18 protein-coding genes are annotated in these 22,113 nt (G+C 61.8%); 4 read left to right on the top strand and 14 right to left on the bottom strand.

Annotation, left to right across the window (positions count from 1 at the left end):
- Nucleotides 1-32: 32 nt before the first annotated feature.
- From xylB to HBO23_RS06985, 6 genes are all read right to left on the bottom strand, one after another.
- Nucleotides 33-1,487, bottom strand: coding sequence for a xylulokinase (gene xylB, locus HBO23_RS07010; RefSeq protein ID WP_170037184.1), 1,455 nt, complete (start codon nucleotides 1,485-1,487; stop codon nucleotides 33-35).
- 7 nt (nucleotides 1,488-1,494) lie between these two features.
- Nucleotides 1,495-2,496 (bottom strand): LacI family DNA-binding transcriptional regulator, encoded by a 1,002-nt coding sequence (locus HBO23_RS07005; RefSeq protein ID WP_170037181.1) that lies wholly within the window; start codon nucleotides 2,494-2,496, stop codon nucleotides 1,495-1,497.
- Between the two features lie 18 nt (nucleotides 2,497-2,514).
- On the bottom strand, nucleotides 2,515-3,447 hold the full coding sequence (locus HBO23_RS07000) for an ABC transporter substrate-binding protein (protein ID WP_170037178.1): 933 nt from the start codon (nucleotides 3,445-3,447) through the stop codon (nucleotides 2,515-2,517).
- Between the two features lie 33 nt (nucleotides 3,448-3,480).
- Nucleotides 3,481-4,458 (bottom strand): sugar ABC transporter permease, encoded by a 978-nt coding sequence (locus HBO23_RS06995; protein ID WP_017135608.1) that lies wholly within the window; start codon nucleotides 4,456-4,458, stop codon nucleotides 3,481-3,483.
- A complete protein-coding gene (locus tag HBO23_RS06990) occupies nucleotides 4,451-5,983 on the bottom strand; it encodes a sugar ABC transporter ATP-binding protein (RefSeq protein WP_170037175.1) in 1,533 nt (510 codons plus the stop codon). The genes HBO23_RS06995 and HBO23_RS06990 overlap by 8 nt, the downstream gene beginning before the upstream one ends.
- 215 nt (nucleotides 5,984-6,198) lie before the next feature.
- Entirely contained in the window at nucleotides 6,199-6,693 is a 495-nt protein-coding gene (locus HBO23_RS06985; RefSeq protein WP_169985987.1) for a hypothetical protein, read from the bottom strand.
- A 171-nt stretch (nucleotides 6,694-6,864) separates the two neighbouring features.
- Here HBO23_RS06985 and HBO23_RS06980 point away from each other — a divergent pair, with 171 nt between their 5' ends.
- Complete coding sequence (locus HBO23_RS06980) at nucleotides 6,865-7,557, top strand: aspartate/glutamate racemase family protein (protein WP_170037172.1); 693 nt, start codon at nucleotides 6,865-6,867, stop codon at nucleotides 7,555-7,557.
- On the opposite strand, the gene HBO23_RS06975 is transcribed toward HBO23_RS06980, so the two are convergent.
- From HBO23_RS06975 to HBO23_RS06965, 3 genes are all read right to left on the bottom strand, one after another.
- The gene (locus HBO23_RS06975; protein ID WP_017135604.1) at nucleotides 7,554-8,066 is read right to left on the bottom strand and encodes a GNAT family N-acetyltransferase; all 513 of its coding nucleotides are present in this window, start codon (nucleotides 8,064-8,066) and stop codon (nucleotides 7,554-7,556) included. The genes HBO23_RS06980 and HBO23_RS06975 overlap by 4 nt on opposite strands.
- Nucleotides 8,067-8,147: 81 nt before the next feature.
- Nucleotides 8,148-9,293 (bottom strand): glycerate kinase, encoded by a 1,146-nt coding sequence (locus tag HBO23_RS06970; RefSeq protein ID WP_170037169.1) that lies wholly within the window; start codon nucleotides 9,291-9,293, stop codon nucleotides 8,148-8,150.
- Between the two features lie 91 nt (nucleotides 9,294-9,384).
- Nucleotides 9,385-10,491, bottom strand: a complete 1,107-nt coding sequence (locus HBO23_RS06965; protein ID WP_170037166.1) for a sugar diacid recognition domain-containing protein — start codon at nucleotides 10,489-10,491, stop codon at nucleotides 9,385-9,387.
- 196 nt (nucleotides 10,492-10,687) lie between these two features.
- Here HBO23_RS06965 and HBO23_RS06960 point away from each other — a divergent pair, with 196 nt between their 5' ends.
- Nucleotides 10,688-11,998 (top strand): MFS transporter, encoded by a 1,311-nt coding sequence (locus tag HBO23_RS06960; protein ID WP_170037163.1) that lies wholly within the window; start codon nucleotides 10,688-10,690, stop codon nucleotides 11,996-11,998.
- Between the two features lie 151 nt (nucleotides 11,999-12,149).
- Here the strand turns inward: HBO23_RS06960 and HBO23_RS06955 are convergent, their stop codons facing one another.
- Nucleotides 12,150-14,411, bottom strand: a complete 2,262-nt coding sequence (locus tag HBO23_RS06955; RefSeq protein WP_170037160.1) for an ATP-dependent DNA helicase — start codon at nucleotides 14,409-14,411, stop codon at nucleotides 12,150-12,152.
- Complete coding sequence (locus HBO23_RS06950) at nucleotides 14,408-16,051, bottom strand: VRR-NUC domain-containing protein (protein ID WP_170037157.1); 1,644 nt, start codon at nucleotides 16,049-16,051, stop codon at nucleotides 14,408-14,410. The genes HBO23_RS06955 and HBO23_RS06950 overlap by 4 nt, the downstream gene beginning before the upstream one ends.
- A gap of 187 nt (nucleotides 16,052-16,238) precedes the next feature.
- Between HBO23_RS06950 and HBO23_RS06945 the strand changes: the two genes are divergently transcribed.
- Nucleotides 16,239-16,463: a YgdI/YgdR family lipoprotein gene (locus HBO23_RS06945; RefSeq protein ID WP_017135598.1), complete on the top strand. Its 225-nt coding sequence runs from the start codon at nucleotides 16,239-16,241 to the stop codon at nucleotides 16,461-16,463.
- Nucleotides 16,464-16,590: 127 nt separating this feature from the next.
- Here HBO23_RS06945 and HBO23_RS06940 read toward each other — a convergent pair whose 3' ends face one another.
- A complete protein-coding gene (locus tag HBO23_RS06940; RefSeq protein WP_164487936.1) occupies nucleotides 16,591-16,755 on the bottom strand; it encodes a hypothetical protein in 165 nt (54 codons plus the stop codon).
- A gap of 189 nt (nucleotides 16,756-16,944) precedes the next feature.
- Between HBO23_RS06940 and HBO23_RS06935 the strand changes: the two genes are divergently transcribed.
- Complete coding sequence (locus HBO23_RS06935; protein WP_017135597.1) at nucleotides 16,945-17,217, top strand: hypothetical protein; 273 nt, start codon at nucleotides 16,945-16,947, stop codon at nucleotides 17,215-17,217.
- Here HBO23_RS06935 and HBO23_RS06930 read toward each other — a convergent pair whose 3' ends face one another.
- Together HBO23_RS06930 and HBO23_RS06925 are read right to left on the bottom strand one after the other, a co-directional pair.
- On the bottom strand, nucleotides 17,218-18,648 hold the full coding sequence (locus tag HBO23_RS06930) for a lipase (protein ID WP_169985975.1): 1,431 nt from the start codon (nucleotides 18,646-18,648) through the stop codon (nucleotides 17,218-17,220).
- Between the two features lie 192 nt (nucleotides 18,649-18,840).
- Nucleotides 18,841-21,948 carry an autotransporter serine protease gene (locus HBO23_RS06925; protein WP_170037154.1) on the bottom strand — a complete coding sequence of 1,036 codons (3,108 nt, stop codon included), beginning with the start codon at nucleotides 21,946-21,948 and terminating at the stop codon, nucleotides 18,841-18,843.
- Between the last annotated feature and the right edge of the window lie 165 nt (nucleotides 21,949-22,113).

Genomic DNA, 22,113 nt, shown 5'->3' with positions numbered 1-22,113 from the left:
GCCTGCTCGCCACAAGAGCTGTGTTCGTCGTGTTAGTCGTGCAACGCTTTTGCAGCAGTCAGCAAGCCTTGGAATTTGCAGTATCGGGCCTTCAGCGTCATTTGTTGCCGGGTATCCGGGATGTAGCGCATTTTCACCCTCATCCCTGCCGCCAACAGGTCTATGCCAATCGCCATAAACCCCAGCTTCGCCGCCCCCACAGACGCGCTCAATTCACTGCCGTGCAGCGTGAAGATCTCCCGCTGGAGGATATTGGCCAGCAACTGCGCCCAATACGCACTCCGGGCCCCGCCGCCGACCAAGGCGCAGGCGGTCACGTCGGCACCGGTCGATTGCACCGCACGCAGCGCATCGAGCAAGCCGAAACCTACGCCCTCCATCACCGCATAACCGAGCATCGCCGGGGTGCAGTCATGCCCCAGGTTCATAAACCCACCGCGCAATAACGGGTCGTTGTGCGGCGTGCGTTCACCGGCCAGGTACGGCAGAAACAACGGCGTCGACAGCGGCACCGGCTGCTCGATGGGCAACTGCGCCTGCACCTGATCCAGCAATGTTTGTTCATCCGGCTGGCCGGTCAAGCGCGTCACCCAGCGCAAGCAACTGGCCCCGGCGAGCATGGCGCCCATGGTGTACCAGCGGTTGGGCAAGGCGTGGCAGAAACTGTGCACGGCACTGGCCGGGTTGCCGGCGGCGTGGTCGGTGATGGCGACGATAGCCGCGCTGGTGCCCAAGGTGATAAAGCCGTCACCGGCATTGACCGCACCGATGCCGACCGCCGCCACCGGGTTATCGCCACCACCACCGGCAATCACCACCTCGGGCAACAGGCCCAACCCGCTTACATTCAGTACACCGCTCGCCGCACCGCCTTCCACCAGCCGGGGCATGTGTGCCAACGTCAGGCCGGTGGCGTGGAGCATCGGCGCAAACCATTCGCGCTGCGCGACGTCCAGCCACAGGGTGCCGGCGGCATCCGACATATCGCTGATGCGCTCGCCTGTCAGGCGTAACCGCAGGTAATCCTTGGGCGACAGCACACACTCAATCGCCTTGAATACCTCGGGTTCATGCTGTTGCAGCCACAGCAGTTTGGGCGCCGTCAGCCCGGCCATTGGCAGGCTGCCGGTGGTTTCGGCAAACCCGCTACCCAGTTGCGCGGCCTGGGCCACCGCGCGCGCGTCATCCCACAGGATGGCCGGGTACAACACGCGGTCATATTTGCCCAGCAATACCGCGCCATGCATCTGCCCGGACAGGCCGATGCACGCCACACGGGCAAACGCCGCATGCTCGCGCAGCTGCGCCAGCGCTTGCAAACAGGCTTGCCACCAGTCTTCGGGGGCCTGTTCGGACCAGCCGCTGTGGCGCCGTGAAACGCCAAGGCGCACACCGACGTGGGCCAGCACGCTGCCGTCGACGTCCATCAAAATCGCCTTGAGCTCTGACGTGCCGAGGTCAATGCCGAGGGAAACAGGGTTGCGCATACGTCAGTTATTCCACTTCAATACAGCCACAGGAGTCACGCCGTTGCAGGCTCGGCGCCAGGCGCACGCTTTGGGTGGGTGCGCCGGGCGTGGCCATGCGTTGCAGCAGCATATGCACCGCGCGGGCGCCCAGTTCCTTGACCGGCTGGGCGATCAAAGTCAGGCGTGGCACGAAGAAATCCGCCCAGTCAAAATCATCAAACCCCACCAGGCCCATCTGGCCGGGCACCTCAATGCGTGCATCACGCAGGGCGTGCATGGCGCCGAGCGTCATCAGGTTATTGCCGGCCATGATTGCCGTGGGTGGCACCGGTAACGCCAACAACTGCGCGGTTGCTTGTCGCGCAGGCTCGCTGTTGGAACCACCGTTGACCAGTAACTGTGGGTCGAACACCAGCCCCGCTGCTTGTAAAGCCGCACGGTAACCGGCCACGCGTTCATCGGTAGTGCTCAGCCCTTCGCGCCCGGCAATAAAGCCGATGCGCCGGTGCCCATGTTCAATCAAGTGTGCGACCAGCGCCTGGGTGGACTGGGTGTTCTCCACCCCAACCTGATCAAACTGCTCGCTCATCATGCGGTCCACCAGCACCGTCGGCATCTCGTTGGCCTGCAGATATTCCAACGCGCTGGAGCCGGTCGACGGCGCCAATAAAATCCCGTCGACCCGCCGGTGATGCAGCGCCGTGACCACCCGCAATTCCTGCTCCGGGTCGTCGTGCGGGTCGGCAAACAGCATCATGTAGCCGTGGCGCACGCACTCGGTTTCAATCGCTTGCACGGTTTCGCTGAAGTAATGATTGGACAGCGCCGAGATCGCCACGCCAATGGTATTGGTGCTCGAACGCGCCAGCGAGCGCGCCAGGGTATTGGGGATATAGCCCAACGCCTGAATCGCGCGCTGCACCGCCTGCACCGTGGCCGGGCTGACCTTGCGGGTGCCGTTCAACACGTGGGACACGGTCGAGGTGGACACCCCGGCCCGGCTTGCCACGTCATCCATGGTGACCACGACGCTTTCCCCTTTAACTCAATGTTTACTCGACCAGCCGCTGTACGTCGCAACGTTGTCGCGGGTGATCAGTTTTGGCGTGAGCAGGGTAACCGCTTCGGCCGGGGCTCTGTCATTGAGAATGTCATTGCCGACGTTGACGGCAGTCTGGGCCATGGCCCAAGGGTCCTGGCTGGCAGAGGCCTGGATCTGGGTGTCGGTCTTCAGCGCGTTTTCGATATCCGGCGCACCGTCCACCGAAGTAATAATGATGCCGCTGCGCTTGAGCTGTTTGGCCGCCAGGTCGCTGCCGATGGCTTGTGGGTCATTGATCGCGAACAAGCCGTCGATTTTCGGGAAACGCGTGAGGTAACCCTGCATCACATTCAAGCCACCTTCGCGTGAGCCTTTGCCGTCCTGGTCATCGGACAGCACCTTGATGTCCGGTGCACCGGCCAATGCCGCCTTGCAGCCTTTGACGCGGTCGGTCACGGCGGTCACTTGCGGGCCGTTCTGGATAATCACATTGCCCTTGCCCGCCAGCTTGTCCACCAGGAACTGGCAGGCCAGCTTGCCAGCTTCGACATTGTCGGTTTGCACCGTGGCGTTTACGCCTTTGGCGTCCACATCCACCGCCACTACCACAATGCCGGCATCCCTGGCTTTCTTGATCGCCGAGGCCATGGCCGATGGGTCGACGGCATTAAGCAGGATCAGGTCAACCTTGGATGAGATGAAGTTGTCGATCTGGGAAAACTGCTTGCTCAAGTCATAGTCGGCCGACACCGAGGTGACCTTCACAGCAGGGTTCAGCTCTTTGGCCCGCGCAGTGGCGCCGTCGGCCAGGGTCACGAAATACGGGTTGCCGAGCGAGCCCATGCTGATGCCCAGGGCTTTGAGTTCGCGGGCTTCGACGCCATGGGACATCAGGGCAGCCAAGGCCATAACGGGAAAGATACGTTTGAAGTTCATACCGGTCTCTCTTGGGATTGTTGTTGAGGTGAATCAGGTTCGTGCGCCGGACTGGCGATAGCGATCCAGCGCCACCGCGCCGATGATCACGATGCCCTTGATGATGTACTGCCAGATATCCGATACCCCCAGCAGCACCAGGCCGTTGGTGAGTACCGCGATAATCAGTGCGCCGATCAGCGTGCCACCGATGGTGCCCACGCCGCCGGTAAAACTGGTGCCACCCAGGATCACCGCCGCAATGGCATCCAGCTCATAGGATTGCCCCAGTTGCAGGCCGTTGGCGGCGAACAGGCGCGAGGCGCTCATCACGGCGCCAAGCCCGGCCAAAGCGCCGGACATGGCATACACAAACAGCAGCACTTTCCACACCTTGATGCCCGACAGCCGCGCCGCCTCCGGGTTGCCGCCCACCGAATAGATCTGCACACCCATCACGGTGCGGCGCAATATGAACCAGGACAGCAGCACCACAGCCACGGCGATGATCACCAGCCACGGCACGCCGAGCACGGAGTCATTGCCGATAAACGCAAACGGCAGGTCGGGGTTGAACACGGTCTTGTCATCGGCCAATAACCGCGCCAGGCCACGCATGGCGGTCAGCGCCCCCAGGGTGACGATAAACGGCGGCAGCCGCATGAAAGCGATCAGCCCGCCGTTGACCAAGCCCAGCAACAGGCCAAAACCAATGCCCGCCGCAATCCCGAACATGCCGAACTGCGGCGACATCGATGCCTGCAAGGCCACCACTGCAGACGCCGCCAGAATCGCGCCCACCGACAGGTCAATACCCGCCGTCAGGATCACAAAGGTCATGCCCGCCGCCAACACCACATTCACCGAGGCTTGCTGGGTGATGATCGACAGGTTCTGCACCGTGAGGAAGTTTTCGCTGGCCAGGGCAAAGCCCACCAGCAGCAAGACCAGCACGGGCAGCATGCCGACGGTGCGCATCAGCTCACGCACGCGTTCGGCCTTGCCAGTTGTTGCAATCATTGAATCAGCCATGGGCAGCCACCTGATCGCCACCAGTGGCGAGGTCGATAATTCGTTCCTGGGAAATGACGTGGCCCGAAGCCCCGCCGACTTCGGCCACTAACTGGCCTTCGCGCATGATCAGCACACGGTCGCAGGTGCCGATGATTTCCGGCAGCTCGCTGGAGATCACCACAATGCCCACACCGGCCAGCGCCAGTTGATTGATGATGCGGTAGATCTCGGACTTGGAGCCGATGTCCACGCCGCGAGTCGGCTCGTCGAGGATCAGCACATGCGGCTTGACCTCCAGCAGCCGCGCCAACAGCACCTTTTGTTGATTGCCGCCGGACAGTGCGCCGACATTGACCTTGCCCGACGCCACGCGAATCGACAGTGACTTGATCGCATCATTGGCACGTTGCGCCGCGTGCCCACGGTCCAGCACGCCACCGGCATGCGCATCCGGCACACAGGCGCACACGTTGATGTTGTCGGCCACGCTCATGTCCAGGAACAGGCCTTGAGCCTTGCGGTCTTCGGTGAGGTAGACGACACCTGCGCGAATCGCATCCGCCGGGTTTCGCAGTTGGGTGACGGTCTTGCCGACCACTTCCAGGGTCCCGCAAGTGCGCGGGTCGGCGCCGAAGATCAGCCGTGCCAGTTCCGTGCGCCCTGCCCCGACCAGCCCGGCAATGCCCAGCACTTCACCGGCATGCAGGTCAAAACTGCACTGGCGCACGCGTTTGCCGTCGGCCATGTCGCGCACACGCATCACCACGTTGCCGGGGTTGTACGGGGCGTGTTCCTTCTTGTAGAAGCCTGACAGATCGCGGCCGACCATCATCTTCACCAGCACTTCGGCCGACAGCGCATCGCGAGTCAGTTCGCCGATGTACTGGCCGTCGCGCAGCACCGAGACCCGGTCCGACAACTCGTAGATCTCGGCCATGCGGTGGCTGATATAGATGATCGCCAGGCCCTGGCTGCGCAGTTGTTTGATCAAGGCAAACAGGCGGTCGGTTTCGCGCGATGACAGCGGCGTGGTCGGCTCGTCCATCACCAGAATGCGTGCGTGGGCATGCAGGGCGCGGGCGATTTCAACCAATTGGCGCTCGGCAATCGACAGGTTGCTGACGGGCGTGGCGGGTTTGAACTCGGCGCCCAGGCGTTGCAACACTTCGATGCAACCTTCCTGCATACCTTTGCGGTCGATGGTCCAGCCACGCCGCAGTTCGCGGCCCAGGTAGATGTTCTCGGCCACGCTTAGGTTTGGGCACAGGCTCAGTTCCTGGTAGATCACGGCGATGCCGAGGGTCTTGGCTGTGGCGGGGTCGAAGGTGGCGACGGGCTGGCCGTCGATGCGGATTTCGCCGCCGGGGTCGGCCTGGTAAGCGCCGGAAAGGATTTTCATCAAGGTTGACTTACCGGCGCCGTTCTCACCCATCAAGGCGTGGATTTCACCGGGGTAAACCTTCAGGCCGACATTCTTGAGCACGCGCAAACCATTAAAGGTTTTGCTGATGCCCTGCATCTCAAGCAAGAGTTCAAGGCTCATGGATGAGCTCCTGGATTTATTATTTTTGTAATCGAGTGTTCCCGACTCTATGCCAGATGCATTTCCGTACGCAAGCGCTTGCGCGTGCATTTTTTTGTTTGATTAAACGTTTCATCAAGCGCAAAACGAAGAAATTCGCCCTGCGCGCCCGAAAATGATTACCCGATCACGCCGGCGCTCCACGCCCACATTTGACCGGCTCGAGCCAATAGCCTTCAGCCGCGCTCACGCGGGATCAGGCTCTGCAGTTGCGTGGCCAGGAAGTTGGCATCGAAGGCAAAGGTGTCCGGGTCTTTCAAACCATTGGTTTTCTTCCACAGCCAATCGTTTTTATCGGCCGGCAGCACCAGCGACACACTGCCGTGCCGAGCAGCGGTAAGGCCCATCACCGACACCGATATCAAACCACCGGCCCCCATCACTTCCGGGACAAACTCCACGGGCTTGCCGGTGATATGCACGGTGAGTTTTTCGGTCTTGAAGGTCGAACTCTCGGCCGGCAGGCCCGGGCCGCTGGCGACGTAGGCTTCACGCTGAACCTCGAGCAAACCAACGCGCTTGACCGGTTCCAGCCACTGTTCGATCTGCCCGAACAACTCACCGAGCTTTTGTGCCCAGCGCGCTGACTGCAGGTCAAATTGCTGTTTTTTATGCGCTTCGCTGTCGGCGTAATGACGAAGCATCTCGCCCAGTTGCTGTACATCGTCCATTGCCATTTTCCTTGGGTTAACCAGGTTGCGAGCGGTGATCATGGCAGATGCGGCGGCTGACCGTTTGATTAACGCCTGCGCAACTGCACCGGTGATTTCGCCGGCAACTGCGTATGACTAATCCGTGGCCTGTGGGTAAGGTGAGGCAACATTTCTGTTCCGGAGCATCGCATGCGCACCATCGGCCTTATCGGCGGCATGAGCTGGGAGTCCAGCGCCGAGTATTACCGCATCATCAACCAGCGCGTGCGCGACCAGCTCGGGTCGCTGCGCTCGGCGCAACTGTTGATGTACAGCGTGGACTTCGGTCCGGTGGAACAAGCCCAGCACGCCGGGCGCTGGGATGACACCGCGCTGATCCTTGAAGACGCCGCGCGCCGCCTGCAAGCGGGTGGCGCCGACTGTGTGGTGCTGTGTACCAACACCATGCATTTGGTGGCGCCGCGTATCGAGGCGGCGGTGTCGATTCCGTTCCTGCATATTGCCGATGCGGCGGGAGCGGCAGCGGTCGAAGCCGGCACCCTGACGGTCGGCTTGCTGGGCACCGCGTTCACCATGGAACAGGACTTTCTCAAGGCCCGTCTGGCCGCGCAGGGCTTGACCGTACTCGTGCCCGACGCGCGCGAGCGTGAGGCCGTGCACCGGATCATTTATGAGGAGTTGTGTGTCGGGGTGATCAGCGAGGCTTCGCGCCAGGTTTATCAACGCGTGATCGAGTCATTGGCGGCACAGGGTGCCCAGGCGATCATTCTTGGCTGTACGGAAATCGGCCTGCTGATCAAGCCACAACACAGCCACCTGCCGTTGCTGGACACCACCGAGCTGCATGCGCAGGCTGCGGTGGCGTTTGCACTGGCGGATTAGGCCGATTGGCGCAGGCGCGCCATGCTGACGGTGTCGACAAACTTGCCATCACGCAAAGCGTAATCGCGCAACAGGCCTTCGACTTCGAAGCCGAACTTTCGGTACAGGCCTTGCGCGGCTTGATTGTCGGCGTACACCGTGAGTTCCACGCGGTGCAGGTTCATCCAGTTGTCCGCCACGTCCAGCGCGGCCGCCAACAACCTGGAACCTACACCCTTGCCCTGCCAGGCCGTGGCCACGCCCATGCCGAACGAGCCGACATGGCTGCGCCGCACCCGCAGGGTCTGCTCCAGGCCAAGCTGGCCGATGACCTCGCCGCCATGCACCGCCACCAGCTGTAGCCGCCGCTCATTATCCAACGCCAGCTTGTTGCGCCAGGCCTCCACCGATTGGTAAGGCATTTGCAGCACCTGACGGCACACGGCCGGTTCGTTATAGAGCGCAGCGACGCCTTCGAGGTGGGCTTCGGTAAAGCGCTGGATCACGATATGGGGTTCAGGTGTGTGCATTGCGTTTCATCCTATGAAAGACAAGTGGCCGGCCAGTGTAGGCGGCAAGGTTGCATGCTGGCTAGGGTGGGAGCTGGCTTGTTAACTGCGCTGGCTGAACGCTGTGCGCCATACCCGCGCTATGTCCGCCGCGCGCTCGCGCAACAGACGCGGCGCCTCGCTGCAGGCCTGTTCCAGGCTCATCGGGCCTGATGGCAAGGCGAAGGCGGCGTCCACACCATGGGCGTACATTTGCTCATAGCCTTCGCCCAAGGTGCCGGCAATCACGATGACCGGCACGCCATGACGTTGAGCAATCCGTGCCACACCAAAAGGTGTTTTGCCGCGCAAGGTCTGGGCGTCGAAGCGGCCTTCGCCAGTGATGACCAGGTCCGCACCACGCACGGCCGAGTCCAGGCCGACCAGCTCGGCGACCACCTCCACGCCCGCACGAAACTGTGCGCCGAGAAAGGCCTTGGCGGCAAACCCCAAACCGCCTGCCGCGCCGCTGCCCGGTTCATCGCGCACGTCTTTGGGCAGCACCTGGGCGCAGTGATCGGCAAAGTGCCCAAGCGCTGCGTCAAGCTGTTCGACTTGCTGTGGGTTGGCGCCTTTTTGTGGGCCGAAAATGGCAGAGGCGCCCTGCGGCCCGCACAGTGGATTGTTGACGTCGGCCGCGATTTCAAAACGCACCTGGGCCAAACGTGGGTCCAGTTGCTCCAGGCTGATCCGCGCCAGGCCTGCGAGAGCCAACCCGCCCGGTGCAAGTGCCTGGCCTTGGGCGTCAAGCAGCTGCACGCCAAGCGCCTGCATCGCACCCGCGCCGCCGTCGTTGGTGGCGCTGCCGCCAATCGCCAGGATGATGCGCTGCGCACCGGCATCCAGGGCGGCGCGGATCAGCTCGCCGGTGCCGAATGTGCTGCTGATGCAAGCATCACGCTGGCCCGTCGGTACACGTTGCAAGCCACTGGCTTCGGCCATTTCGATCATCGCGGTATGGCTGTCGGCAAGCCAGCCCCAGCGTGCCTCCACCGCCTCGCCCAGTGGCCCGCTCACCGTTTCGCGACGCAGCTCGCCATGGCAGGCGGCGAGAACCGAGTCCACCGTGCCTTCACCGCCGTCGGCCATCGGGCACTGGACTACCTGTGCATCCGGCCACACCTGCGCGAGCCCGTCGGCAATCGCCTGGGCTACGCCTTCGGCACTCAGGCTGTCCTTGAATGAGTCGGGGGCGATGATGATTTTCATGGGCTTTCTCCGGTTTTTATAACGCCCATGCTGCCAGTTGCCATCGGCAATGACGCCGGTCCGATGCACAAGTACGGGTGAGGTTTGTTGTTCATTGCGACAAAGCCTGGGGCAATAGCTGTACGCCGAGGTACAACGAAAGCATGCCGTCGAGGGTCAGTGGGTCGACGCCGCTGAGTTCGGCAATGCGTTCCATGCGGTAGCGCAGGCTGTTGCGATGAATGCCCAGGGCATCGGCACAGGCCTGGCTTTGACCATCGTGTTCGCACCAACTGCGCAAAGTAGCCAACAGCTGGCCGTTGGTGTCCTTGGCCAGGACTTTGCGCAAGGGGTTGAGCAGTTCGTCCAAGGCATCGTCGTTGCGATGACGCCAGAGCATCACCGGCAGGCGGTAGCGATTGAGGGTTAACAGCTGCGATTGCGGCAGGATATCGCGACCATAGGCCAGCAAATCCCCCACACGCCGGTAACAACGACGCAGCCCGGCGAGGCCATCGGCCTGCCCGCCGACGGCGACCCGCAAGATATTCCAGCCCAGACCCTGAAGCTTTTCCAGCAGCCTTGGGTTATCCACTTGAGCCAACGCAGGCCGGCACCACAACAACGAGAATTGTGCGGAACTCACGCACCAGCTGTCCGGGTAACGGCTGGTCAGCCAGGCACTCAATGCCTCCGCCGATTGGCCTGCGCCCAACTCGAACAGGTAGGGCGTGCGGGCCAGCTGAGGCTTGAGCCCCAACTGCTGGGCTTCATCCACCAGGCGCGGCGAGTTACCGCTGTCGGCCAGCAGCAAGGCCAGCAGGTCATCACAGCGTTGGCGCCGCCATTGCTGCTCGGCTTGCTGATGGCGATGGCTCACCAGCATTTCGGCGGTCATGCGCACCAGTTGCGCGTAGGTGCGCAGCAACGCCGGCTCGCCGGTAATGCCCAGCACGCCGATCAGGCGCTGGTCGTGCATCAACGGCAAGTTGATACCGGGCTGCACGCCCTTCAGGTGTTTGGCGGTCTGGCCGTCGATCTCCACTACGCGACCATTGGCCAGCACTAACTGCGCACCTTCATGGCGAGTGTTGATTCGCTCCGGCTCGCCACTGCCCAGAATCAGCCCCTGGCTGTCCATGACGTTGACGTTATAGGGCAGGATCGCCATGGTGCGATTGACGATATCCTGCGCCAGGTCATGATCGAGCTCGAACATGAGGCTAAGTTCCTTGAAAGGCGCGGTTGTTCATGGGGTGTTCATGCTGTTGTTCATGCTGTTGTTCAGAGGCACAGCGCAAAGCCTGCTTGACTGTGCGCGGGCACAAAGACAGCACCCAGCAAGGTGGCCGAGACTCTTTGGGCGATCAACGTTACCCTCGCATCGCGAAAAATCATAATAAAGAGAGACTGCCATGTCACAGAGCGCCGCTGCCACACTGGCCACCGATGACGATAAAAACGCCATCTACAAGCGCATTACCCTGCGCCTGATCCCCTTCATTTTTATCTGCTACTTGTTCAACTACCTGGACCGGGTGAACGTTGGCTTTGCCAAGTTGCAGATGCTCGATGCGTTGAAATTCAGCGAGACCGTGTACGGCCTGGGGGCCGGGATCTTCTTTATCGGCTACGTGCTGTGTGGTGTACCGAGCAACCTGGCGCTGACCAGGTTCGGCCCTCGGCGCTGGATTGCACTGATGATGATCGTCTGGGGCACTCTTTCCACCTGCCTGCTGTTCGTCACCACTCCCAGCCACTTCTACGGCTTGCGCCTGTTGACCGGTGCCGCAGAAGCCGGGTTCTTCCCCGGCGTGGTGCTGTACCTCTCGCAGTGGTTCCCGACCTTTCGCCGTGGGCGGATCATGGCGTTGTTCATGTCGGCAATTCCGGTGTCCGGCCTGCTGGGCAGCCCATTTTCCGGCTGGATCCTCAACCACTTCGCCGCCGGCCAGGGCGGCCTTGCGGGCTGGCAGTGGATGTTCCTGCTGCAAGGCATTCCCACGGTGATCCTGGGCGCCCTCGCCTACTTCCTGCTCAGCGACAGCTTTGCCAACGCCAAGTGGCTCACGCCCCATGAACGTGCAGTGCTGGAAGCCGATCAGGCGACGGACTTGGCCAACAAACCGAAAACCACCACCGATTCGCTCGGCGAAGTGTTCAAGAACCCAGCGATCTGGGCGTTCGGCCTGATCTACTTCTGTATCCAGAGCGGCGTGTACGCCATCAACTTCTGGCTGCCATCCATCATCAAGAACCTGGGCTTCAGCGATAACCTGGTGATTGGCTGGCTGAGTGCGATTCCGTACCTGCTGGCCGCCGTGTTCATGCTGTTGGTGGGCCGCTCCGCCGACTTGCGCAAGGAACGTCGCTGGCACTTGGTGGTGCCGATGTTGATGGGTGCGATTGGCTTGGTGATTGCGGTGAACTTCGCCACCACCCCGGCGCTTGCGATTCTCGGCCTGACCATCGCCACCATGGGTGCCCTTACCGGCCTGCCGATGTTCTGGCCAGTACCCACTGCCCTGCTCAGCGCGGGTGCAGCGGCTGGCGGCCTGGCGCTGATCAACTCCATGGGGCAGATGGCAGGGTTCTTGAGCCCGTATATCGTCGGCTTTGTGAAGGATGCCACCGGGTCCACGGACATGGCGCTGTACCTGCTGGCGGCGGTGATTGTGGCCGGCAGTGTGTTGGCGTTGCGCATGACCCGTACCTTGAAGGCATAACGCGGTCTCTTTGAGGGCTGGCTTGCCTGGGATGCGCGTGGGTATCTAGGTAAGTCTTGGCCTCGGCTGGGCTGCTCTATCGCAAGAGTGGGAGGCATAACCGTTATTGGGGTGATGGCGCAACTCTACGCCGCGGTTACCCCAATACCAGTTATGCGCCTCGCCCAACCGCCCACCAGCGCGGCAACAACTGCCGCACACGGGCTTCGCCAAAGCGGTCATCGATCAACATCACCACGCCTTGGTCCTGCTGGCTGCGGATCACCCGTCCCGCCGCCTGTACGACCTTCTGGATACCCGGATACAAATAGGTGTAGTCATAGCCCGCGCCGAAAATCGCGCCCATGCGCGCTTTCATTTGCTCGTTGACCGGGTTCAGTTGCGGCAAGCCCAGTGTGGCGATAAAAGCGCCAATCAAGCGCGTGCCGGGCAAATCGATGCCTTCGCCAAACGCGCCACCCAGCACGGCAAAGCCAATGCCCCGGCTGTGCTGGGTGAACTGGTCCAGAAACCCTTGGCGTTCGGCTTCGGCCATGCCGCGTGACTGCAACCACAGCACAATCTGCGGGTGCCGCTCGGCCATCAACTGCGCCACTTGTTGCAGGTAATCAAAACTTGAGAAAAACGCCAGGTAGTTGCCCGGTTGCGTGGCAAATTGCTCGGCAATCAGCTCGACAATCGGCGCCAAGGAGGCTTGGCGATGCACAAAACGCGTGGAGATCGCATCGACGATGCGCACCTGCAGTTGCTCGGCCTGGAACGGTGATTCCACATCGACCCACGCAGTATCGGCAGGCAATCCGAGCAAGTCGGCGTAATAGTGGCGCGGGCTCAGGGTGGCGGAGAACAGCACGCTGCTGCGGGCGGCGGTCAGCCTGGGGCGGATGAATTCGGCGGGCACCACGTTGCGCAGGCACAGGGTCGAGGCGCTGCGCTTGCCGAACTGGCGCTGGCTGATATCGAAGATGAAGTGTTCATTGAACAGCTCCGCCACCTTGGCAAACTGCAACGCCTCGAAATAGAAGGTTTGCAGGTCGCCGCTGAGGGCCTCGGGGTGGTCGTTGAAGTAATCGCCCATGGCGCTGGTGCACAGGCTTAAGGCCTGCAGCAGCTTGTCGGGTTTGCTGGCGTAGGCCTGGTACGGTGCGACTTGGTCCTTGTGCACGGCATTCCATTCGCGGTTCAGGCGCTGCAACGGTTTTTTCAACGGCTCAGGCGCGCTGTCGCGCAGGGTCTTGAGGCTGTACTGATCAAGGCTGGCGCTGTACATCGAGCGGGCGCGCTCCACCAGGTTGTGGGCTTCGTCCACCAGCACGGCGGCGCGCCATTGGTTCAACTGGGCCAGGCCGAACAGCATGGCGCCGAAGTCGAAATAGTAGTTGTAGTCGGCGACCACCAGGTCGGCCCAGCGCGCCATTTCCTGGCTCAGGTAATACGGGCAGACGTCATGGGCCAACGCCACCTCGCGCAGGTTGCGCTGGTCCAACAGGCGCACCTTGGACGCCGCCACGCGTGCCGCCGGCAAGCGATCATAAAAGCCCTTGGCCAACGGGCAGGAATCACCGTGACAGGCTTTGTCCAGGTGCTCGCAGGCCTTGTCACGCGCCACCAGTTCGAGCACGCGCAGCGGCAAATCGGGGCTGCTGGTGTAGAGCACGTGCGCGGCGTCGAGGGCCAACTTGCGCCCGGGCGTCTTGGCGGTGAGGAAGAACACCTTGTCCAGCTGCTGCGGCGCCAACGCCTTGAGCAGCGGGAAGATCGTGCCGACGGTCTTGCCAATGCCGGTAGGCGCCTGGGCCATCAGGCAGCGGCCCGTGCTGACGGCCTTGTAGACCGACTCGGCCAACGCACGCTGGCCGGTGCGAAACTGCGCATGGGGAAACGCCAGCGCCCGCGCGGCGTCGTTGCGCGCCGCGCGGTGCTGCATTTCCTGGCGTGCCCAGCCGAGGAACAGCGCACATTGCTGGTTAAAGAACTGCTCAAGGTCGGCCGCTTGAAAGCGCTGGTTCAGCAAGGTTTCACCTTCGCCAACAATATCGAAGTACACCAACGCCAGGTCGATCTCTTGCAGGCCGAGTTTGTGGCACATCAGCCAGCCGTACACCTTGACCTGCGCCCAATGCAATTGGCGATGGTTGGCGGGTTGCGCGTCGAGGTCGCCGCGATAGGTTTTGACTTCTTCCAGGCGATTGCTGTCCGGGTCGTAGCCGTCTGCCCTGCCCCGCACTTTGAGCTGCTGGTATTCGCCTTCCAGGGCCACTTCATTCTGGTAATGGGCACTGCGTCGTGAGGCCACCGTGCGATGGCCGATAATGCCTTCCTGGGCGCTGGGCGATGGCGTAAAGCGCAGGTCCAGGTCGCCGACCTTGGCCGTGAACTCGCACAGCGCGCGCACCGCAACGCTGTAGCTCAAGCGGTTTGCGCCCAGCGCACATAACAGACAGTCACCGGCATCTGGTATTCGCCGCAGAACTCCAGCCAGCGCAGCTGGTTGTCCTGCAGTCGGTCACCAGGGCCTTTGACTTCGATCATGCGGTAGGTCTTTTGCGCCGGCCAGAACTGGATCAGGTCCGGCATGCCGGCGCGGTTGGCGCGGATATCCAGCAGCAGGCGTTCAAACCAGTAACGCAGGTGTTCGGCCGGCAGGCACGTCAGGGCTTGCTCCAGCAGCTCTTCGCTGAGCAGGTTCCAGAACACGAACGGCGACTGGATGCCCCATTTGTCCACGTAGCGCTGGCGGATGGTGGTTTTGTAACGCTCATCCGTAAGCTGTTCGAAGCACGCGGCGAACAACACAGCCCGACGTTGATGAAAGTCTTCGCTGTGCAGGTCCACCGGCCCGCGCTGGAACGGGTGGAAAAACGACCCTGGCAGCGGCGCGAAAATCGCCTCCCAGCACAACAGCCCGAACAGCGAATTGATCAGCCCGTTTTCGACGTAATGCACCGGCGCATCGGGCGCGCTCAGGTGCGCCTGCACGCAGGATTCCACCGACATCAGCGGCGCCTGCACCAGCGCCAGGTCCAGGCGCGAGACCTCACGCGGCTTAACCTTGGGCAGCGCCGGTTCACCGAGCTTGCGCCGCAGGCGTGGCAGCACGCGCAGCAGGTGTTGCTGTTCGGCAGCGCTTTGCGGTGCTTGCTGCGCCGCGCACGCCAGGGCCATGGCTTGAGCGTAATCCTCCTGGCGTTCGAGCACGCGAATCAACCGCGAGCGCGCGCCGGGATAGGTGCAATCACGGTAGATCTGCGCCGCCAATTCCAGCTCGGCACTGCGTTCGCAATAGTGGCCGATCTGGAACAGTAACTTGGCCCGACGTTTTTCCAGCCACGGGTTATCGGTGGCAAGCAGCACGATCTGCGCCAGTACCTCGTCCAACGCCTGGCCGGCTTCGAAGGCCTGCTGGCATTGGTGCAGGAACAGAAAACCGTGCACATCGTCACGGCTGCGCAGGCCACGGGATTCGGCGCAGAACTCGACTTTTTCGTAGGTGTAGATGCCCAGGTCAGCCAGCACGAACTCCGACCAGTCCTGGTGCAGGTTGCCGAAGAACATCAGCCGCAGGCGGTCGCACAGGTCCATCACGGTGAGGCTGTAGAGCGTGTCGCTCAGTTCGGGGCACCACTGGGCAAAGCTGCGTGACTCAGTGAACTGCGCCGCCAGCCCTTCCAGCCAGTCGGCCTTCTTGCCTTTGGGCTGGTCAATCCACGGCGCGAAGGCGGCGAGGATTTCGCCTTTTTGCAGCAGTGCGAACAGCTCATCAAAACCCAGTTGGCTCTGCTGAGCCACCCAGCCCTGCTGCACCAGTGCAAGCGCCGCCGCGTGAGTGCAGCCAATTTCGAGGTAATTGAGTTTGCTCGCACGAAAATGCGCGCCCTTGCGCATCACCATGCGCACCAATAACGCCTGGGACGGCTGCGGTAACCTGTCAAATTGCTGAATAAACTGCATTTCATCCGGGTCGAGCAAATCGGCATAACGCTGCCCCAGCCACAGCAGGACTTGGCGGAAGTTATGCAGGTAATACAAGGGATCGTCGAGGGGATTGGCCATGTCGCGCACTGATCAAATACTGGTTATGCATACAGAGTGCCGCCAGCGGCGGGCTGTTGCAATCAGTAATAGATAAATGGCCCACGCAACTTTTTGTATAAAAGTGATCAGATAGGACAGTTGATGGCGTAACATTTGTGGCCCGAAGCCTTAGGCGCGGGACTTTTCAGGGTTAAAGGTAAGGGTAATGAACATGAAGAATTTGGGTCTGCCGCTGGTTGCACTCACTTTTCTGCTAATGGCCGGTTGCTCCACGCAAACCGTAGTGACATTGCAAAATGGCACGCAGTATTTGACCAAGGACACCCCCAAGACCAAGACAGCCGATGGGTTCTATGAATTCACCGACATCGCCGGCAAGCACATCCGCATCAAGGCTGATGACGTTGCGACGGTACGCAGCGAAAAGTGAAAGCAATCGCCTGAACATAAAAAGCCCCGCAATGCGGGGCTTTTTGTTTGATCGTTCCCACGCTCCGCGTGGGAATGCAGCCCAGGACGCTTCGCGTCCCAAAGCGTGACGCAGAGCATGGGAACGATCAGTACCGGTAGTACGGGTGGTAATACGGGTGATAGTAGGGATGGTAGTAATACGAGTGGTAGTACGGCCGGTAGCAGCATGGGCCAGGATAGGCCGGGTACACCGCGCACCCGCCCAAGCCCAGTAGCACCAAGGCGCACAGCAGCAATCGAAGTCGGGACATGTTCGGTTCCTCACATGACGCGCGAAACAGCTCGCGGGTAGTGATTAAACGCGTGAGGCCTGCCGGACCCGTCGCAGCGTTGCGCCGCTGGTCGGTGAAGATTTATTTACCGAAGGATTTTCGCCAACCCGGCGTTCAACCGATAAGCCGCCTTCATCTTCGAAGACGGTAGAACGGAGAAAGACGGCCATGGCACTCATGTCCCGGACGGTACGCGCGCTGTTACTCATCCCCCTGAGCCTGGCGGCGCTGGCCAGCGCGCCGGCGTTTGCCGATACCATCATCATTCGTCAGCCGCCGCGGGTCATCGTGGTTGCTCCCCCGCCGCCGCCGGTTTATTACGGGCATTGGGGTTACGCCCCACGGCCTTATTACTACCCACATCATGTTTACAGCTATGGCTACGGCTACCCCCACCGGCCGTATTGGGGCGGTGGCTGGCGGGGGCAACACTGGCACTGATCAGCCGATGCTGACGCCATCCGCCCACAGGCCGCCGTGCCCGACGCCGACCAGGGTCACCGAGTCGGCGCCAAAGGTCAGCACCGTGTCTGCGCCGACCACTTTGGCATGGTCACGCAGGTCGGTGCTGCCCTCCACATTCTGGAACACCAGCTTGTCCGTGGTTTGGTAGCCAATCACCCGATCATTGCCAAAATGGCCGCTGAACAGGAAGGTGTTATGCCCGCTGTTGTCGCGGATTGTGTCATTGCCTTTGCCACCTTCGATAAAGTCTGCGCCCTTGCCGCCCTGGATCAGGTCATTGCCGTGGCTGCCGATAATGAAGGTGTTGCCCTTGTGCGGTTCGGCATTGCGGTTAAGGTCCTGCACCCAGGTAGTGGCCCGTGCCGGGTCGGACAGGTTGGCGACAATCACTGTGGAGTCGCGGGTCATCTGGTCGTAAAAGCCGGACTCGAGGATGCGCGTCATGCCGTCGCCATAACCGGTGGGCAAATGTGAGACCCAGGTCGGCAGGTTGACGATCGAAAACGGCAGGATATTCCACAACGTCGAGGCGTAGTGGTCGTTGAAGCTGACGATATTGTCGGTGGTCGACTCGTGGGGTTTGTCGTGCACGCCCAGGGACGACAGGTTGAAGGATGAGCCGTCGAGCGCGCGGAACACCGGGTCGTTTTCGTAGCCGATATTGAGCACTTTATCGCCCGCGCTCTGGGTCGGTGAGGCATAGGCCACGTAGTTGGCGTCCTTGTAGAACCCCGACCATTTGTTGTTGCTTAAATCCGCCATGCTGTTGACCGCCAGCCCGCCCAGGCTGTGGCCGCTGACCACCACGTCCTTGCCGCTCAGGCCATGCGCACCGGCATAGTCGGCGACATTCTTGAGCAAGCCGCCAAAGGCTTCGCCCGCATAGTTCTTTGCATAATCCTTGGGGCCGAAGGCCGCCAGCAGGTCGCTGATCACGTCGCCGATGGAATCTGTGATCAAGCTTTCCCGTGGCCCCGACGTGCCACGAAAGCCGATGCCGATTTCGAGCAGTTTGCCGGCGTCATCGTACTTGCCCAGCACCTCGACCTGGGCGGTGGTGTAACCGGCCTTTTCGCCAAAGAAGGTGCCGCGCGCATCGACCTTGCCGCCATAGCCCAGGTCACTGGCGCTGATAGGCGTCCAGCCGGCTTTTTGCACCGCCTCAAGCGCGGCTTTTTCCGAGTCAGGGTTCCAGGGTATCCCCGGGATCACCCCTTGCGAATTAGTACTGCCCAGCAACGCCCCCACCAGCGTGGCCGGCAAGCCAAGCCCCAGGCCGTTGTGCTGATAACCCACGGCAAAGCCGTTGTCCAGGTTGTGGTAGGAATACAGCGTGATCGCCATGGCATCGGCGAACAGTGTTTTGGAGCCCTCGGTGCCGAGGTTTTTATAGTCAAAGATACCCATGGTAGTGCCTCTCTGTTGTTGGATTTGTAGAGAAAGCGAAAACACGTGTGGCCCTCGTAGTGAGTGAGCCTATGTGGGAGCTGGCTTGCCTGCGATAGCCTCACCTCGGTACAACTGACCGACCGAGGTGTCTGCATCGCGGGCAAGCCCGGCTCCCACATAAGCCCAAACCCATACAAGGTGTGAAGCCTTTTAGAACGCCCAGTCGAGGCTCAACCCCACCCCGTGGACCTTGTCCTTGCTGGCCAACAGGCCGTTGTAATCAAAATTGACCCGCGCATCCTTGCTCAGCGCCAGGCTGACCCGCGCACCGACCAACGCGGCGTCGCGCACCATCGGCGCACTTTCCACTGCGAACGCAGGGCCGCCCGAGGCGAACGCCAGGTGCTGCTCGGAATCGGTGCTGCTCAGGTTGTGCTGCCAGCCCAGGGTGCCGGACACTTCCAGTTGCTGGTGATCGTTCACGTTAAAGGTCTTCAAGGCGCGCACGCCCAGGGTGCTCAGCACCACATCGCGGGTGTCGTCATGGCCTTTGAGCGCGGCGGCGTCACCCTTTTCGGTGAACCCATCAGTGTCCAGATGCACATAGGCCAGGTTGGCGAATGGCTCCAGGGCCAGCGGTTGCAGGTTGACGCGGTAAGCCGCCTCACCAAACACCTGGGTGCTGCTCGCGTCCACTTTGACCTTCTGCTTGCCGGCCACATCACCGTATTGCAGGTCACGCTTCACATCGGCGCGATGCCAGCTGTAGGTCGCCCCACCGCTCAGGCGCAAGGCACCGATTTCATGCCCGGCATAGGCACCGAAGTGGTAGCTGTCGACCGAGGCACGGGAATGGGTGTCGTTGCCCATGTTCAAGGAGGTGTCACTGTAGCCAGCGACCAAACCGATACGCGTCGAGTCATCCAGTGCGCCATCCACACCGGCGAGCATGCCGCCCAGCGACGTGGTGTAGCCCGCGGTGTCGCTGCGGCTGTCGGTCTTGCCCCACGCGCCCAAGGCCTTGACCCACACGTTGCCACGGCTGTCGATGGTTTCGCTGCTGGCGCCCATCTCGCCATTGCGCAGGCGTTCGCCAACGGCTTCGCGCACGTAACGGCTGTCGTTGATTAACGCACTTTGCAGCGCCGGGTAGATTTCGCCGGAGAGCTGCTGGAACGCGCCTTGGGCCGAGGCCGCATTGGGCGCCAGCAACAGGCTTTCATACACCGCATTGCCGGCGCCCAATTGGTCCGCCGCCGCCGCGACCGCACGCTGGTTCGGCGTGACCGCCACACTGGCGAAGCTGTTGGTGCGTGCCACGTCCAGTTGCACGCCGTTGGCGGCATAGTTCAGCGTGCCGCCGATAAACAGGTAGTTCGGCAGCACCGCGCCGAAGCTGCCGGTAATACCGCCTGCGGCTTGCAGGATGTTGTACTGGCGGCCAATCAGGCTTTGCGCCTGGGCGTTGGTTAGCAGCGTCGGGCTGTTCTCCAGGGCCAGGGTCACAGTACCGCCATTGAGCGTGGCGGTGCCGCCGGCCACAATGCGGTCGCTGCTGGTGGGCGACAGCTCAACCGCGTAGGTCGAACCCGCATCAAAGGTGACATTGCCTGCCACATTCAAGGTGCCGATGGAGTTGCCCGGCGCCACGGTGCCGCCGCTTTTGGCAGTCAGCGAGCCGATACGGCCCGAGCCACCGAGCACGCCGGCCTGGCTGACGGTGACGTCGGAAGTGACCGAACCATTAATCGCCAGCAAGCCCTGGTTGACCAGGGTCGGCCCGCTGTAGGTGTTGGTGCCGCTCAGCACCAGCGTACCGATGCCCTGCTTGGTCAGGCCGCCATGGCCGGAAATGTCATTGCTCCACACATCCAGGCCGCAATGCACGTCGGTGCACAGACGCTGGGTCGGTTTACCGGCATCCACCACCGCACCAATGCCTGGCAGGTCGGCGACAAACTGGCTGCTGCCATAGGCGCCGTCGATACGGAACTCAGCAGGAATATCCTCAGCGGTCACGAACATCCCTGGCCCGTTGACTGCTTTGCCCAGGTTGATCATGCCCCAGCCATACAGCGCGTCGATGCCCGGCGCGCCAAGGTCGGTGGCGGTGGTTTTGAGCACGGTGGCGACCTGCTCGCCGCTCATGTACGGGAAGCGCTCCATCAGCACCGCCGCTGCGCCGGCCACATGGGGCGCAGCCATGGAGGTGCCGTTTTTGTTGGCCCAGTCGGTGGTCAGGTTGCTCAGGTCGGTGCCGTTGATGATCGAACTGAAGATTTTGGTACCGGGTGCCGACACACAGAAGCTCGCCGCATAACCGCAACGTGACGAGAAGGTGCTGATCACATACGGGTTGGCACTCGCGGTGTCCGGGTTTTGCTGCAAGGCGGCTACCGACAGCCAGTTCGGTGCAATTTCCGGCACAAAGTACGCAAGACCCGACATCGCGTCCGGGTTGTTGCGGTTGTAGTCGTTACCGGCGGCAAAGATGGTCAGCACGCCGCTGCGGGCGGCATCGATTGCGCCTTGGTAGGCGCCGCCGGCAAGCGTGCCGAGGATCGGCCGGATGTTGTTGAACTGCGCCTGGGCTTCATTGACCGTGAAGTTGGGGTACGCCGGATCGCGGCCGCCCTTGGCGTATTGATCGCCAATGCCGATGCCCCAGCTGTTGTTAATGATGCGTGCGCCGCTGGCCACCAGCCCATCCCAACCGGCCTTGTACACCGCGCCGTCGTTGCCGAGGATGATCCCGTCTTCCGGGCCTGGGTCGCCGTTTTCGGCGCTGAGGATCTGCGCATTGAACGCCACGCCATGCATCGGCCCGCCGTCACGGTTACCGGCGGCAATCCCGCCGACGTGGGTGCCGTGGTTACCCAGCTTGCCGTTGGAGTCCTTGGACGGCGTGCCGTCATAGCGGAACGCATCGCCGGCCTTCACCGGGATATACGGGTCGGTGTATTGGCGGATGCCTTCGGTGACAATCGTCACCACCTTGTTGGGGCTGGCGAACTCCGGGTGCTGCGCATACACCGGCTGGTCAAAGATGCCCAGCTTGACGCCTTTGCCGGTGTAGCCGGCGGCATACGCAGTGTCTGAATGGATGGCGCCCAGCCCCCAATCGGCCTTGAACTCGTTGCTGCGCCAACTGGCGGCATCGCCCAGTTTGCCGGTTTCCACATAGGGTGCGGCCTGGGCGGTCCCCAGACTTGCCAGGCAGCACAGCAACGCGCCGTATGGCACGCAGCTCAAAGCCTTGAGCGGGTAGCCCGGGCCTGTGTGAGTGGCGGTATTTAACCCTGGTTTGCGTTTGTTCACGGTGACCTTCCTTAGTTTTCTTATTGCACTTTTTTGGAAATCCAACCTGATCGTTCCCACGCTCCGCGTGGGAATGCAGCCCAGGACGCTCTGCGTCCAAAGCGTGACGCAGAGCGTCACAAGAGGCATTCCCACGCAAAGCGTGGGAACGATCATCGCTGCGGC

The sequence above is a fragment of the Pseudomonas sp. WS 5532 genome (genome assembly GCF_012985445.1).
Lineage (GTDB): Bacteria > Pseudomonadota > Gammaproteobacteria > Pseudomonadales > Pseudomonadaceae > Aquipseudomonas > Aquipseudomonas edaphica.
The sequence above is the reverse complement of the archived record's forward strand: the minus strand, read 5'-3'. Positions and strand labels throughout refer to the sequence as shown.